Source organism: Thiobacillus sp. (assembly GCA_024235835.1).
Classification (GTDB): domain Bacteria; phylum Pseudomonadota; class Gammaproteobacteria; order Burkholderiales; family Thiobacillaceae; genus PFJX01.
In genome coordinates, this window is the sequence record JACKLQ010000002.1 from 861,140 (window position 1) to 875,945 (window position 14,806).

General features: G+C 66.5%; 10 protein-coding genes. 3 read left to right on the forward strand and 7 right to left on the reverse strand.

Annotated elements, in window-relative coordinates; all coding sequences use genetic code 11:
- Positions 1 to 81: 81 nt before the first annotated feature.
- The 4 genes from H6935_12305 to metH form a co-directional block, all read right to left on the reverse strand.
- Positions 82 to 3,891, reverse strand: coding sequence for a TIGR02099 family protein (locus H6935_12305; protein MCP5279127.1), 3,810 nt, complete (start codon positions 3,889 to 3,891; stop codon positions 82 to 84).
- A 233-nt stretch (positions 3,892 to 4,124) separates the two neighbouring features.
- Positions 4,125 to 5,177, reverse strand: a complete 1,053-nt coding sequence (locus H6935_12310) for a hypothetical protein (protein MCP5279128.1) — start codon at positions 5,175 to 5,177, stop codon at positions 4,125 to 4,127.
- Complete coding sequence (locus tag H6935_12315; GenBank protein ID MCP5279129.1) at positions 5,153 to 6,703, reverse strand: ADP-ribosylglycohydrolase family protein; 1,551 nt, start codon at positions 6,701 to 6,703, stop codon at positions 5,153 to 5,155. The genes H6935_12310 and H6935_12315 overlap by 25 nt, the downstream gene beginning before the upstream one ends.
- Positions 6,704 to 6,713: 10 nt before the next feature.
- Positions 6,714 to 10,460, reverse strand: a complete 3,747-nt coding sequence (metH, locus tag H6935_12320) for a methionine synthase (protein MCP5279130.1) — start codon at positions 10,458 to 10,460, stop codon at positions 6,714 to 6,716.
- Positions 10,461 to 10,680: 220 nt separating this feature from the next.
- On the opposite strand from metH, the gene H6935_12325 reads away from it, so the two are divergent.
- The gene (locus tag H6935_12325) at positions 10,681 to 10,944 is read left to right on the forward strand and encodes a c-type cytochrome (GenBank protein ID MCP5279131.1); all 264 of its coding nucleotides are present in this window, start codon (positions 10,681 to 10,683) and stop codon (positions 10,942 to 10,944) included.
- Positions 10,945 to 10,987: 43 nt separating this feature from the next.
- The gene (locus H6935_12330; GenBank protein MCP5279132.1) at positions 10,988 to 11,374 is read left to right on the forward strand and encodes a rhodanese-like domain-containing protein; all 387 of its coding nucleotides are present in this window, start codon (positions 10,988 to 10,990) and stop codon (positions 11,372 to 11,374) included.
- Here the strand turns inward: H6935_12330 and dut are convergent, their stop codons facing one another.
- On the reverse strand, positions 11,375 to 11,821 hold the full coding sequence (gene dut / locus H6935_12335) for a dUTP diphosphatase (GenBank protein MCP5279133.1): 447 nt from the start codon (positions 11,819 to 11,821) through the stop codon (positions 11,375 to 11,377).
- A gap of 157 nt (positions 11,822 to 11,978) precedes the next feature.
- A complete protein-coding gene (gene coaBC, locus H6935_12340; protein ID MCP5279134.1) occupies positions 11,979 to 13,202 on the reverse strand; it encodes a bifunctional phosphopantothenoylcysteine decarboxylase/phosphopantothenate--cysteine ligase CoaBC in 1,224 nt (407 codons plus the stop codon).
- A 142-nt stretch (positions 13,203 to 13,344) separates the two neighbouring features.
- Between coaBC and H6935_12345 the strand changes: the two genes are divergently transcribed.
- Positions 13,345 to 13,860, forward strand: a complete 516-nt coding sequence (locus tag H6935_12345) for a hypothetical protein (GenBank protein ID MCP5279135.1) — start codon at positions 13,345 to 13,347, stop codon at positions 13,858 to 13,860.
- A 28-nt stretch (positions 13,861 to 13,888) separates the two neighbouring features.
- On the opposite strand, the gene H6935_12350 is transcribed toward H6935_12345, so the two are convergent.
- Positions 13,889 to 14,659, reverse strand: coding sequence for an IclR family transcriptional regulator (locus H6935_12350; GenBank protein MCP5279136.1), 771 nt, complete (start codon positions 14,657 to 14,659; stop codon positions 13,889 to 13,891).
- Positions 14,660 to 14,806: the final 147 nt, after the last annotated feature.

Consider the following 14,806-nt stretch of genomic DNA (forward strand, 5'->3'; position numbering starts at 1 on the left):
TGGTCCGAGGGTACACAAGGAAATCCCGCCCGGGCAATATTTATGCGAGATTTAGGGTGCCCATCGGACCAGCGGCAACTCCTAGGGCGCGGATTCCCCCTGGAGGCTTGTGGCCTTGCGCGGCACCTTGGCGATGACCGGCTCCTTCCAGGATCCGGAGACGGTGTATTCGAAGCCTGCAGCCTGGCCAATGGGGTTCTTCAGCACCTTGTTGGCCAGCAGGGCGCCCAGGCCCACGGCCGGCCCCCCCAGGATGGCGCTGGCCACAGCCACGGTATCTTCCAGCCGGGGCTGGATCTGCAGGGTCAGGCTCTGGGTCTCCTGGGCCAGGTTGACCAGTCCGCTCATGCGGACCTTGGCGGCCGGGCCGTTCATGCGCAGGTCCTTGGTGTAGGCGGTGCCCTTTTCCAGGTGGACCTTACCGGCAATCTCGTCGAACGCGAATCCCTGGGAGAATACGTCACGGAAGTCCAGGTTGATGCGGCGGGGAAGGGACTGCAGGCTCAGCACGCCCACCAGGCGTCCGGCGCCGGGGTCCACCTTGAGGAACTGACCCTTGCGGGCACTGAGTTCCAGGTCCCCTTCCAGGGTGCGTGCTTCGAAGTCCTCCGGGCTGCCCATCCAGCCCAGGGTGCCGCTCAACTCCGCCTCGCCCCCCCGGATGGCGTCCTGGTAACCCAGGCGGGCCAGGAGCTTGCCCAGGTTCTGGGTGGAAAGCTTCAATTGTAGCTGGGTGGGGCGGCGGGAATGGTCCGACACCATGCCCTTGCCTTCCAGGCGTCCTTCCGGTGGCGAGAGCAGGAAATGGTCCACCTGGAAGCCCGTCTTCACCGGTGACAGGCGCAGGCGCATCTCACCCAGTTCACGCTTCTTCCAGGCCAGGGACTGGACTTTGAGCTCCACGTTGGTCAGGCGCATGCTGTCGCCGGAACCATTCGGGGTGGTCAGTGCCACGGTGTTTTCCGGGTCCGGCAGGGAAAGGCGCTTGAAGTTGGCCAGCAGACGCTGGCCCCGCTGCTCGGGCACGGTGACCAGTTCCCCCGTCATTTCCTTGCCAGCCATCTGCAGGCTCCAGCTCTTGCCGGAGGGCTGGAGGCGGATGTGGGTGTCATGCAGCCGGCGGTCGAGGATCAGCAGCTCGCCGAAGGTGAGGCTTGCCTGGCGGAAGGGCAGGGGATGCTTGTCGTCCGTTCCAAGAGCAGCCAGGCCCCAGTCCTGGCGTCGCCAGGTATCCAGGTCCAGGAAGCGCAGGTTGCCGTTGAGCCACAGGCCCGGCTCCATGGGTTCCGATGCCTCCCCCGCACCCAGGTGCAGGTTGACCCGGGCCTCGCCGGCCCTGGGCAACCTGGCGTTCACCTGGGCCAGGCTGCCGTAGCGGGCCGTGACCCGGTCGCCGCCGTCCGCCTCGGGCTGATGATTGACCTGGAGGGCCATGCTCTGGGCTGCGGCCTTGCCCAGGGGAGCGGGCAGGTCCAGGGCCAGGCCCACCAGGTCCGAGGCCAGGCTGAGGCCGGCGGTCTGACCATTGGCGTTGAGGCCGATGTCCGCCTGCCAGGACGCCGCGCCACGTACCCTTCCTGCCAGCAGCCCGGGCAGGTGGGGGCGCAGGGCCTCGGCGCTGGCATTGCCCGCCAGGTGGACATGGAGGCCACCTGCCTGGTTGTCCAGGTCCAAACGGGCGGGCATGTCCAGCACCCGTAGCTGGATGCCTTGCCCACGGACGGCTTTTTCCGTGAAGGTGATGGCGCCGTTGACCCGGCTGAGCTCGGGCAGCTTGCCGCCAGGCCTTAAGGTGTTGTTCTGGAAGGTGAAGGCGCCACCCACGGTGGTGTCCTCGGTGCGCTTCACCGGCATGGCCAGTTTCAGGGCCAGCACGCCCGGGCCCTGGGCGGAGAAGGGGCTGATGAAATGGCCTGTGTAGCCGTCCACGGGGGACTGGCGCACGAAGTCCAGGAAGGCCTGGGTCTCGCCCCTGGCGTATCCCTCCACCCGGACGATTTCTTCCGGCGAGTAGTGCAGGTCCGGGATTCCCACCTTCACGGGACCCAGCTGGGCCGCCATGATGCGTCCGCGGTCGGCCACCAGGCTCATGGCCTTGTCGTGGAAAGTCAGCATGCCATGGACGCCCTCTATGCGGGGCCAGCCCGGGGCGTAGTCCAATACGCCATCAACCATGCGCACGCTGACCCGGAATTCCCCATGCCCCCGATCGAAGGGGAAGTGGGCCAGGTCGCCTTTCAGGGTCAGGCGGGTGTCGTCGGAATGACCTGACAGCAGGCCCCGGCGGAGCCAGTTGTAGGCATTCTCGGACACCGCGTGAGGCAGGTAGCGATATACCGCGTTGGCCTCGCCCCGTCTCAGGTGGGCGCTGATGTCCACCACGGGGCTGCCACGCTCTGGCAAGCGGATGCTGCCCTGGGCCGTGCCGTCCAGGTTGGCGTTGGCCAGTCGCCTGGCCTGGAAGGAAATATCCCGCACCTGGCCGTTGAGGCGCCAGTCCGTCTGCACGTCCAGCCCGGTGAAGCCCAGTTCGTGGCGGAAGACCTGGGGCCAGTCCAGGCGGAAGTCACGGCCCGTCAGGGTGGCCTTGCCGCCCTTCTGGTCAGCGTCCACCTTCAGGTCCAGGCCGGAAAGGCCCGGCAGAGAGGCATAGGCCCGGGCGCCGCCTTCCCTGATGTCCAGGTGCAGGGCGTAATCACGGGGGCCTGCCCAATGGCCCCGGGCGCTTTCCACCAGACCCCGGGGCGCGAGGGATTCGATGAGATCATGCCCTTGGCGGGGCAGGGGCAGGGCTCCGGACAGGGCCGTGAGGGCTTCCAGGCGCAGGTTGCCCGCCTCGGCCTCCACCCGGCTGAAGCTTCCCCGGTCGTCGGGAGTGAGGTTGACGCGCAGGCTGGCCGGCGCGGTAAGGGGGGTGTCCGGAAGTTTGAAGCGTAGCCTGTCCACGGTCACGGTATGGCTGACATTCTCGCGGGCCCACCCTATGCGACCCTCCAGGTCTTCAAAACGCAGCTCTGGCAGGTCCTGTCGGATGCTCAGGCTGACGTCGCTCAAGCGGGCATCTCCGGTGAGTTCCACCACGTTCCCCTGCTGCAGGTCGAACCAGAAGCGCAGGTCGCCAAGACCGCTTTTCACCGCATCCTGCGCCCAGGGCACCCAGTGGGACCATTCCCCGAATCGGGCTTGCCCCACCTGGGCATAAAAACGACCGCTCCAGCTTTGGGGCTGATGCACGGACTTGCCCCGGAAGTCGCCCCGCAGGTCCAGGCGGTTCGCTCCGCCGGAAGGCTGGGCCACGCCGCCGAAGCGGTGGTGCCCAAAACCGTTCTCCATGAGCAGGCGCACCCCGTTTAACTGCAGGGGTGGGGCCCCCAGTTTCTCGTCCACCCAGCCCACCTGGGCATCCTTGACGACGATGCGGGACTGGCGCATCAGCCAGTCGGGGAAGGGGCTGGGGCCGCCGGGCCCGTTGATGGGGATGCCCGCCAGGTAGATGATGCCGTCCGGGGCGCGGCGCAGGGGAAAACGGGCCTGCTCCAGGTCCAGGCGCCGCAGGCGGGGCTCCAGCAGGGCCAGGGACAACCAGGAGCCCACCGCCTCCACGTGGGGGAGCACCAGGGGCTCGCCGGCGGCGGGGATCAGGCGCACGTCCCGCAGGGTGAGGCGCGGGTTGATGCCATGCCAGTCCGCCGCCAGGGCGCCGATGCGTACCGGCACCCCCACGACCCGGCTTGCGGCGGCTTCCAGTTCAGGCCGGAACCGGTCCACGTCAGGCATGAACCAGAACTTCAGCGCCAGGGCCACCAGGCTCACGACGATCACCGCCCCGCCCGCCGCATGGAAGGCGTAATGAATAAGGCGGCGAAGAAGAAGGATCAGGCGCGGTGGCATGTCAGTTCCGCACGGCCATACCGAAGGAACTGACCTCCCCCCCGGGGGGAAACGAGCGGAGCGAGTCAGGGGGTTGTTTCATGTCAGTTCCGCACGGCCGTACCGAAGGAACTGACCTCCCCCCCGGGGGGAAACGAGCGGAGCGAGTCAGGGGGTTGTTTCATTTCTGCGAACAATGCCATGACTAGGAAACGGGTGAAAGGGGCGCGTCGGGGACGCTGGCGCATGGAAACTCAGGGCGCCAGGGCTGAGAGCGCCGCCGTGATGTCCGGTTCCGCCAGTGCCTCGAAATCTTCCCGGCTGAAGACCGTCATGCTGCCGGCCAGTTCGCTCCAGGCCAGTCCCGCGCCCCAGGGCGGGGTAGGGTGCTTGCCCTGGGCCAGTCGGGGGAGGATGTGCACCCGGCCTTGGGTATAGACGAGGTTGTAGGGCACGTCCCGCTGGTGCAGCTCGTCCAGCAGGAACCAGGCCGCCTCCGGCTCGTCCGAAACCTGGCAGGGCAGGGGATAGGACTCCGCACCGCCGTTATGGGCGAACCGGGAGTCAAGCGCTGGGAGTTTTTCCGCTCCCAGGAAGCTCTGGAAGTGCAGGTGGTTCACCGAGGCCTGGGCCCCCAGGCTGTTATAGGCAAGGCCGATGCCCGGCAGCCGGCCACCCATCTCGGCCACGGTGTCCCAGGCCCAGCCATGGAGTTCCGGGGTGAGCCACTGGGGCCGTCCGAGCAAGGGTTCCGGCACCACCAGGCCATGCAGGGGAGCGAAGGGGAACTTGTTGTACAGCACCCTTGCCGGTTTGCCGGCCAGGTCGCCTTCCCACAGCACCTCCTTTGCCAGGAAGGGCTTGTTGAAGTGAAAGCCGGCGGCATCGAAGGGGCGGCGCAGTCCCTCCACCCTGCCGCCGCTGGCCCTGGGCGGCCGAAGGGCGCGGATGGGGTTGAACTGGATGTGCCAGGGCCCGGCCTGTCGCCGGGAGGTGGTCTCCACCCCGTCGAAACCGATGGCCAGGAGCTTTAGAAACACCATCAGGTCGTCATCGGGCTCCGTCAGGCGGCGGCCCTGGCGCAGGGCATCAGAGATATCCCGGGCGTGGGACTGGTGACGCCGGGCCAGGGGCTCGCGCAGTCGTGCCCACAGGCCGTCATCATAGGCGGCGTTGGCCAGGCAGAGGACGTACACACCCAGGCCGTCATGCTCCGCAAGCATGTCCGCCAGCCCTTTGGAAAACCGTTGCTCCAGGTCGGCGGTGGAGGCGAAGGGCGACGTCACGATGCTGCAGGCCCGGTCCATAGCTCCTGGCCCCATTCCATCACGTCGCAGAGGGAGTCCAGGACGTCCAGGCGTCGGATCCAGGCATGGGGCAGGTGCTCCAGGCCGAACTGGGTGCCGTACAACTGGCCGGCGATGGCGGCGGCGGCGGCAGAGTCCCCGTCCTGGTTGGCGGCGGTGGCCATGACCTTGGCGAAATCCAGGCTGCGGCTGGTGGCATAGTGGCCGATGGCCAGGGCCTCATCCCCCGCCCAGCCCTGTCCCAGGGTCGGTGGGATGTGGGCCAGGTGGTGGCGCTTCGCGGCCTCCAGGGCCGCGTCCAGCCGGGCGATGGTATCCCCGCAGCCGGCGTGGCCCTGGGCCAGTTCCCTGGCCCGCTGGAAGGCCTCGGGTGCCGTCTTGCCTTGCAGCAGCAGGCACAGGGCGGCGGCGAGGATGCCTGCAGGCAGATAGGCGCTGGGGTGTCCATGGGTCAGGGCGGCGGCGCGCAGGCCCAGGCTGAATGCCCGGCCGGCATCCATGTTGGGCATCAATGCCACCGGGGCGATGCGCACGATCCCGCCGCTGCCCTTGCTGTCATTGATGGGGGCATCCGGCGAGCCCAGGCCGCCGGCTTCCAGGGCCACCTTGCAGGTCTTGCCCTGGGAGCGGCGCACGTGCAGGGCGGCGTGCTTCATCAGCCGGCTGGCCTCGTTGCCCAGGGCTTTGCCTCCCTGTGTTTCCAGCCAGTCCATGTAGGACGTGCGGACCTGGCGCAGCAGGCTGTCATCGTCGGTTTCCTTGCGCAGATGAGCCCGGGTCAGGCCTTCCAGGGTGAAGAGAGTCAGCTGGGTGATGCCGGACACCACCATCTGGCCGTGCTCGTACTGGGGGATGCGCAGGCCGCCGCCACCGAAGCGGCGCTGGATGGCGGCCACCTTGTCATATTCAACGGGGTAACCGAAGCCGTCGCCCAGGGCCCCCCCCAGCAGGCAGGCAAGGCGGTGGGCCATGGCCTCGTCCTGCCGGGCGTTGATCTTGGATACACCGTGTACGTGCTCCTCCTGGGCACGGGTCTGGATCGCCCCCGGCCGGGCACGGCGCACCTGGGACACGGCTTCGGCGGGGGGCATGCCCAGTTCCACGAGCAGGTGGGCGGCGATGGTGCCCGCCCGGCCCAGGCCGGCCTTGCAGTGGAGCACCACCCGGCCCCCCTGGCGCAACAGGCGGCGCAGGCGCAGGCCGGAATAGAACCAGCGCGTGCCGAAATGCCAGTCGGGCACGTCCATGTCGGGGATGGGCAGGTGGTGCCATTCCAGGCCTTCCGCCTCGGCCATCTCCCCCAGGTGCTCCACCCGCATCTGCTCGAACTCGTGGGCCTCGATGAGGGTGACCAGGACGGTGGCTCCCCAGGCGCGGATGGAGGACAGGTCCATGGCCAGGTCCCGCCTTGGCAAGCCGGCACTCGCTTCGGTCTGGCATCGTCCAGGGCAATGGGTCAGGCCCAGGACCCCCTTGCCCTGGGGCAGGTGAAGGGTGTCGATCAACAGCTTGTGCTCGTCGGCCATGGGCGGTGGTTTACCTGCCGTAGCCAAGGTTGGGGGCCAGCCAGCGTTCCGCGGTGTTCAGGTCCCAGCCCTTGCGGCGGGCGTAATTCTCCACCTGGTCCTTGTCGATCTTGGCAACGGCGAAGTAGCGGCTGTCGGGGTGGCTGAAGTAGAAACCGGATACGGAGGCCAGGGGCAGCATGGCATAGCTTTCCGTGAGGGAGACGCCGATGTTGGCGGTGGCGTCCAGCAGCTCGAACAGGGGGCCCTTCTCCGAGTGCTCGGGGCAGGCGGGATAGCCGGGGGCGGGGCGGATGCCGCGATATTCCTCGCTCACGAGCTGCTCGTTGGAGAGGTTCTCCTCCGGGGCGTAGCCCCAGAACTGGGTGCGCACCCGCTGGTGCAGGCGTTCGGCGAAGGCCTCCGCCAGGCGGTCGCACAGGGCCTTGAACAGGATGGCCTGGTAGTCGTCGTGCTGGGCCTGGAACTCCTTGACCTTTTCCTCTTCGCGGATGCCGGCGGTAACCACGAAGGCGCCGATGTAGTCCAGCACACCGGTTTCCTTGGGGGCGATGAAGTCCGCCAGGCACCAGTTGGGCTGGCCCGCTGGACGCTGCATCTGCTGGCGCAGGTTGTGCCAGGTCATGAGGGTCTCGGAGCGGGCCTCGTCCACGTAGATTTCGATGTCGTCATCGTTCACCGTGTTGGCGGGGAAGATACCCACCACGGCCCGGGCTTCCACCCACTTCTCGGCAATGATCCTTTCCAGCATGGCCCGGGCGTCGGCGAACAGCTTGCGGGCCTCCTCGCCCACCACCTCGTCCTCCAGAATCTTCGGATAGCGGCCGTGGAGCTCCCAGGCCTGGAAGAAGGGGGTCCAGTCGATGTATTGGGCCAGTTCGGCCAGGTCGTAGTCACGCATGGCCTGCATGCCCAGGGCCTTGGGCACGGGCGGTGTGTAGGCGTGGGCGACGGCCGTGGCCACGTCGCAGGCGGGGCAGGCGTGGGCCTCGGCACCCGGCTGGGTGGCTGCCCAGTTTGTCTTGAACTTGTTGGCCCGGGCCGCCGCCAGGGGAATGCGCTTGCTCTCCCCCTGCTGGGCGGCATGGCGTTCCCGCACGCCCACGTAGTCCGCCTTGGTCTTGGCGATGAAGTCGCCGCGCAGGTCCGGGGACAGCAGCTGGGTGCACACGCCCACGGCTCGGCTGGCATCCTTCACGTACACCACGGGCCCTTCGTAGTGGGTGTCGATCTTTACCGCCGTGTGGGCCAGGCTGGTGGTGGCGCCGCCGATCAACAAGGGCTGCGCCATGCCCCGGCGCTGCATCTCGGCGGCGATGTGGCTCATCTCTTCCAGGGACGGAGTGATGAGGCCGGACAGGCCGATGATGTCCACCTTCTCGGCTTCGGCGGTGTCCAGGATCCGGTCCGCCGGCACCATGACCCCCAGGTCGATGACGTCATAGGCGTTGCAGCCCAGCACCACGCCGACGATGTTCTTGCCGATGTCGTGCACGTCCCCTTTCACCGTGGCCATGAGGATGCGGCCCTTGGCCTGGGCCTCGGTCTTGGTGGCCTCGATGTAGGGCGTGAGGTAGGCCACGGCCTGTTTCATGACCCGGGCGGACTTCACCACCTGGGGCAGGAACATCTTGCCGGCGCCAAACAGGTCCCCCACCACGTTCATGCCATCCATGAGGGGGCCTTCGATGACCTTCACCGGGTGGTCGAAGGACTGCCTGCACTCTTCCGTATCCGCCTCGATATAGGCGGTGATGCCCTTCACCAGCGCATGGGTCAGGCGCTCGCCCACGGGCTTCTCGCGCCAGCTCAAATCCTCGGTGGACTCCTTGGCCTGGCCCTTCACGGTATCGGCGGCGGCCACCAGGCGGTCCCCCGCGTCGGGGCGGCGGTTCAGCACCACGTCCTCAACCAGGGCGCGCAGGTCGGCGGGAATCTCGTCGTAGATGCCCAGCTGGCCGGCGTTGACGATGCCCATGTCCATGCCCGCCTGGATGGCGTGATAGAGGAACACGGTGTGGATGGCCTCGCGCAGGGGTTCGTTGCCCCGGAAGGAGAAGGAGACGTTGCTCACCCCGCCGGAGATGTGGGCGTGGGGCAGGTGGGTGCGGATCCAGCGCGTCGCCTCGATGAAGTACACGGCGTAGTTGGCGTGTTCCTCGATGCCCGTGGCCACGGCGAAGATGTTGGGGTCGAAGATGATGTCCTCGGCCGGGAAGCCCAACTGCTCGGTAAGCAGCTTGTAGGCCCGCTGGCAGATTTCCACCTTGCGGGCGTAGGTGTCCGCCTGGCCCGTTTCGTCGAAGGCCATGACGATGACCGCCGCGCCGTAGCGCCGGGCCAGGGTGGCCTTCTCCACGAAGGCCGCCTCCCCTTCCTTCAGGGAGATGGAGTTGATGATGGGCTTGCCCTGCACGCACTTCAGGCCGGCCTCGATGATGGACCACTTGGAGGAGTCCAGCATGATGGGCGCCCGGGCGATGTCCGGCTCGCTGGCGATGAGGTGGAGGAAGCGCACCATGGCGGCATCGCCGTCCAGCATGGCCTCGTCCATGTTGATGTCGATGACCTGGGCGCCGGCCTCCACCTGCTGGCGGGCCACGTCCAGGGCCTCGTCGTACCTGGCTTCCAGCACCAGGCGCTTGAACTTGGCGGAGCCGGTGACGTTGGTGCGCTCCCCCACGTTGCAGAACAGGTCGCCGGCCCCCAGGTTGTAGGGCTCCAGGCCCGAGATGCGCAGTTTCGGCTCGATGGCGGGCGGGGTGCGGGGCGGGAAGGGCGCCACCGCCTCGGCGATGGCCCGGATGTGGTCCGGCGTGGTGCCGCAGCAGCCGCCGACGATGTTGAGGAAGCCGTGTTCCGCCCATTCGCGCATGGCTGTGGCCATCTGTTCCGGCGTCTCGTCATAGCCGCCGAAGGCGTTGGGCAGGCCCGCGTTGGCGTGGGCGGACACCAGGCAGTCCGCCTTGGCGGCGATTTCCGCCACGTGCTGGCGCAGGTCCTTGGCCCCCAGGGCGCAGTTGAAGCCGAAGGAGAAGGGCTCGGCGTGGCGCAGGCTGTTCCAGAAGGCCTCCACCGTCTGGCCGGACAGGGTGCGGCCCGAGGCGTCGGTGATGGTGCCGGAGATCATGATGGGGCGGATTTCCCCCGTGTCGTCGAAGTACTTCTTCACCGCGAACACCGCCGCCTTGGCGTTCAGGGTGTCGAAGATGGTCTCGATGAGCAGCAGGTCCGCGCCGCCCTTCACCAGGCCGTCGGTGGCCACGTAATAGGTGTCCACCAGCTGGTCGAAGCTGACGTTGCGGAAGCCCGGGTCGTTCACGTCTGGTGAGATGGTGGCGGTGCGGCTGGTGGGGCCCAGCACCCCGGCCACGAAACGGGGCTTGTCCGGGGTTTGCGCCGTGTACTCGTCCGCCACGGAGCGGGCCAGCCTGGCCCCCTCGAAATTCAGCTCGTACACCAGCTCTTCCATGCCGTAGTCGGCCATGGAAATGCTGTTGGCGTTGAAGGTGTTGGTCTCCAGGATGTCCGCGCCGGCGGCCAGGTACTGGCCGTGGATTTCACGGATGACTTCCGGCTTGGTCAGCAGCAGCAGGTCGTTATTGCCCTTCAGGTCGCTGGGCCAGTCGGCGAAGCGGGTGCCGCGATAGTCCGCCTCCTGCAGCTTGTAGCGCTGGATCATGGTGCCCATGGCGCCGTCCAGGATGAGGATGCGGCGGGTGGCCAAGGCAAGGAGTTCGGCGCTGCGGTTTGGCATGGGGTATGGTGGCGCTGCCTAAAAGGGAGGCATTGTAGCATCCGCCCCTCCGCCCTCCGGCGCCTACGGGCAGGGCCGTAATGGTCTAGTCTGGATACTCGGGATGCGTGCATCCCTGGGTATAACCCATTGAATACAGTGGGAATGGTCTGAGTGGAAGGAGAAAGACATGAGGAAGCAAAGCAGGGTTTTTGGGGTGCTGGCCCTGGGACTGGCACCCATGGCGACCCAGGCCGCGGACGGCGCAGCCCTGGCCAAGGCCAACGGCTGCCTGGCCTGCCACAACGTTGCGGTGAAGATGGTGGGGCCGGCCTACAAGGCCGTGGCGAAGAAATACAAGGGTGAATCGGGAGCTGCGGCGCGTCTGTTCGAGAAGGTGCGAAAGGGCGGCAAGGGTACCTGGGGACCCACCCCCATGCCGCCCCAGACAGGCGTGAACGATGCCGACCTGAAGGCCATCATCGCCTGGGTACTGGACCGTTAAGCGGTAGCATCGGCAGGACAGTGCCAATCAACAGGAGACATCCATGCAACATCTCACGCCCAAGGAAACCGCAGCGCTCCTGGAGAGCAACCCCAACGCCGTATTCATCGACTGCCGGTCGGAATGGGAATTCCTGTTCGTGGGCCACCCCATTGGCGCCATCCTCATCCCCTGGTACGAAGGCGAGAACTGGGACCTGAACCCTCGCTTCCTCGGGGAAGTGCGCATCGCCGCCTCCCACAACCGGCCCGTGGTGCTCATCTGCCGCTCCGGCAACCGGTCAAAGGAGGCGGGGGAGTTCCTGGAGAAGAACGGTTTCCCCGAGGTCTACAACGTGCTGTACGGCTTCGAGGGGGAACTGGACGAGCACCACCGCCGTTCCACCCGGAACGGCTGGCGGTTTGACGGGCTGCCTTGGGAACAGTGCTGATCAGGCCTTGCCTGTACTGCCGAAGCCGCCCTCGCCCCGCTGGCTTGTCCCGAATTCCTCCACCACGCTGAAGTGGGCCTGCACCACGGGCACGATGACCATTTGGGCGATGCGCTCGAAGGGCTCCACGGTGAAGGGCTCCTGGCCCCGGTTCCACAGGGACACCATGAGCTGGCCCTGGTAGTCGGAATCGATGAGGCCCACCAGGTTGCCCAGCACAACGCCGTGCTTATGGCCCAGGCCGGAGCGGGGCAGGATCACGGCGGCGTAGCCCGCGTCCTCAAGGTGGATGGCCAGGCCCGTGGGAATGAGCTTGGTCTCCCCCGGATTCAGGCTGACGGGGCCATCCAGGCAGGCCCGCAGGTCCAGGCCGGCGCTGCCGGGGGTGGCGTAGTGGGGAAGTTGGTCGCGGACGCGCTCGTCCAGGATCTTCAGGTCGACTTGCATGGTTTTCTTAGTGAAGGGTGAAGGGTGAAGGGTGAAGGGGGAGCAGGAGAGTAAAGGGGGAAGGGTGCAGGGGGAAGGGTGCAGGGGAAGGGTGTAAGGCCGTCACCCACCCTTCCCCCTTGAGCGCCGTGGGCGCGGACCCTTCACCCTTCACCCTTCACTGATATTGGTTGTTGTATAGCCTGGCGATGTGGGCCACCAGGCGCCGGGCCTGGGTGCGCTTGTCTGCCTGTTCCAGCACGTGCTTGCCGTCCTCGTCCAGGAGGTAGAGCTGGACCGCGTCTGTGCCGATGGCTTCCTTGACGTCGTTGGCGACGATGAGGGGCAGGTGCTTGCGGCGGCGTTTCAGTTCGGCGTACTCCTCCAGGTTTTCGCTCTCGGCGGCAAAGCCCACGCAGAAGGGGGGCTTGGGCCGGCTGGAGATGTTGGCCAGGATGTCCGGGTTGGGGGCCAGTTCCAGGGTGAGGATGTGGGCGTCCTTCTTGATCTTCTGCTCGCTGGGGTTGAGCACATAGTAGTCTGCCACCGCAGCCACGCCGATGAAGATGTGGGCATCGTCGATGACCGACTCCACCGCCGCCTGCATGTCCGCCGTGCTTACTACTGAGATGAACCGGGCGCCGGGCGGTGGCTTCAGGCACGTATGGCCGGAGACCAATGTGACCTCCGCGCCTGCCTCCAGGGCGGCCCGGGTTACCGCGTAACCCATCTTGCCGGAACTGGAATTGGTGATGCCCCGCACCGCGTCGATGGCTTCGAAGGTGGGACCGGCGGTGATGACCACCTTAAGGCCCGCCAGGGACTTGGGCTGGAAGCGGGCCTGGAGGGCGTCCAGCAGGTCTTCCGGCTCCAGCATGCGGCCGAAGCCCACTTCGCCGCAGGCCTGCTCGCCACAGTCCGGCCCCAGCAGGGTAATGCCGTCCTCCCCCAGAAGGGTGACATTGCGCTGGGTGGCGGCAGCCTCCCACATCTGCCGGTTCATGGCGGGGGCACACAGCAAGGGGCAGTCCCGGGCCAGGCACAGGGTGGAGAGCAGGTCGGAGGCAACGCCCTGGGCCAGCTTGGCCAGGAAGTCGGCGGAGGCGGGGGCCACCAGGATGGCGTCGGCTCCCCGGGTCAGGTCGATATGGGCCATGCCGTTGTCCACCCGCTCGTCCCACAGGTCGGTGAACACCGGGTGGCCGGTGATGGCCTGGAAGGTGGCGGCGCCCACGAAGTGGCGGGCGGCCTCGGTCATCACCACCTGGACGTCCAGGCCGTCCTTCACCATGAGCCGGGCCAGTTCCGCCGCCTTGTAGGCGGCAACGCCGCCGGTCACTCCCAGGATGATGCGCTTGAGTTTGGGCTCCACAGGCTCGTTCCCATGTTTTAACCGGGCCATTGTATTTTGAGCATGTCCACAGTGGATACGGTTGACCTAGAATCCAACCCGGACAGGGAGGCTCAATAGTACGCTGGAAACGCCAGCGCGCTTGCAGGCCGGTCTCGATCCAGAAGAAACCACCTAACACAGGAGAGACACCATGAATCGGCAATCCACGCTGCTTGCTTCCGTCGCTATCGCTCTGTTCGGCCAAGGGGCCTGGGCCGGTGGCCTGGCCTGCAAGGCCGGCTACACCCACGTCACCATCACAGAGGGCACGGCAGCGACAGTCAACGTTTCTGAAACCAAGCAGGTGGGCCAGTTATGCCTGACCATGGAAAACGATGCCGGCAGGGTGGTGTTCGACGACTGCGGCGCACTCATCGGTACGGTCACGGAACGTGATGCCCTGGGTAACCCGACCAAGCTGAGTCATACGGCGGTGTTCGAACTGCTGGAATCCTTCAAGACCGCGAACGATACGGTGCTCTACGCGGTGCCTCAGAGCGAGTGCTCGTTCAATGTGGCCGAGAGCATGACCAGGCTGAAATGGGGCACGGGGGTGTTCCTGGGGGGAAAACTCAATGCCGAGGCCACTGGAATGGTGAGCTTCTGCCCAGGTCAGAACAAGAACACCTTTGAAATCACTGGCGAAGCCTGCCTGCGCCTGAAGTGATGCACTGATTCCGGGGTTGCCCCATCGCTCAACCCCGGTACCCCAGGGCGGCGGAGATTTCCGCCGCCGCGGCGGTGACGAGTTCGATCCAGGCATCCTGACGTCGCTCCCTGGGGGCTGAGACGGACAGGCCCGCGACGGCCTGGCCGTTGGCGTCCCGAATGAGGGCGCCGATGCAGCCCACGCCCATTTCAGCTTCCTCGTTGTCCAGGGCATAACCCTGGGCTAGGGAGAGGTTGATGTTCTTCAGCAGCTTGGCCTCGGTGTTCAGGGTATTGGGGGTGAAGGCGGACAGGCCGGTGCGCTTGGCGTAATCCACCACGGCGGCGCGGCCGTCCTCCCCCAGCATGAGCTTGCCCACGGCGGTGACGTGGAGGGGGGCGCGGCTGCCGATGACCTGCTCCACCCGCATCATGCGCGACGAGGTGGCGCGTTCCACGTACACCACCTCGTCCCCCTGGCGCACGGTGAGGTTCACGGTCTCCTTCAGTGCATCCCGGAGCCGTTCCATGAGGGGACGGGCCACCTCTCGGATGTCCCCACCCACGCGCACCTTGCCGGCCCAGCGGGTCAGGCGGGGACCCAGCAGGTAGTGGCCGGCCTCGTCCCGGCTCACCAGGCCGTGGGCCTGGAGGGCGGCCAGGATGCGAAAGGCGGTGGAGGGGGAAAGCCCCGCGTCCAGGCCCAGCACCTTGAGGTTGGTGCCTTCATCGTGATTAGCCAGGGCGTCCAGCAGGGCCACTGCCCGGTCGATGACCTGGATGCCTGATGAGGGTGGGGTGGGAATGGGGGCGCTCATGATTGTTCCAGGGTTTATATTCCACATTGTGGAACATTTTCTGTATTGTGAAAAGTTGAGTATTTAACTAGGATTTGTCCCAGCAGTCTTACCCATTCGCCTGATCCTGGAGAAATGCCATGAACGCCATCCTGAATACCGTTGAAA

Excerpts from the sequence above, each read along its gene's own strand:
- coaBC (MCP5279134.1), bottom strand. The coding sequence starts at position 13,202 with ATGGCCCGGTTAAAACATGGGAACGAGCCTGTGGAGCCCAAACTCAAG.
- H6935_12315 (MCP5279129.1), bottom strand. The coding sequence starts at position 6,703 with ATGGCCGACGAGCACAAGCTGTTGATCGACACCCTTCACCTGCCCCAG.
- H6935_12305 (MCP5279127.1), bottom strand. The coding sequence starts at position 3,891 with ATGCCACCGCGCCTGATCCTTCTTCTTCGCCGCCTTATTCATTACGCC.
- H6935_12325 (MCP5279131.1), top strand. The coding sequence starts at position 10,681 with ATGGCGACCCAGGCCGCGGACGGCGCAGCCCTGGCCAAGGCCAACGGC.
- H6935_12350 (MCP5279136.1), bottom strand. The coding sequence starts at position 14,659 with ATGAGCGCCCCCATTCCCACCCCACCCTCATCAGGCATCCAGGTCATC.
- dut (MCP5279133.1), bottom strand. The coding sequence starts at position 11,821 with ATGCAAGTCGACCTGAAGATCCTGGACGAGCGCGTCCGCGACCAACTT.
- H6935_12345 (MCP5279135.1), top strand. The coding sequence starts at position 13,345 with ATGAATCGGCAATCCACGCTGCTTGCTTCCGTCGCTATCGCTCTGTTC.
- metH (MCP5279130.1), bottom strand. The coding sequence starts at position 10,460 with ATGCCAAACCGCAGCGCCGAACTCCTTGCCTTGGCCACCCGCCGCATC.
- H6935_12330 (MCP5279132.1), top strand. The coding sequence starts at position 10,988 with ATGCAACATCTCACGCCCAAGGAAACCGCAGCGCTCCTGGAGAGCAAC.
- H6935_12310 (MCP5279128.1), bottom strand. The coding sequence starts at position 5,177 with ATGGACCGGGCCTGCAGCATCGTGACGTCGCCCTTCGCCTCCACCGCC.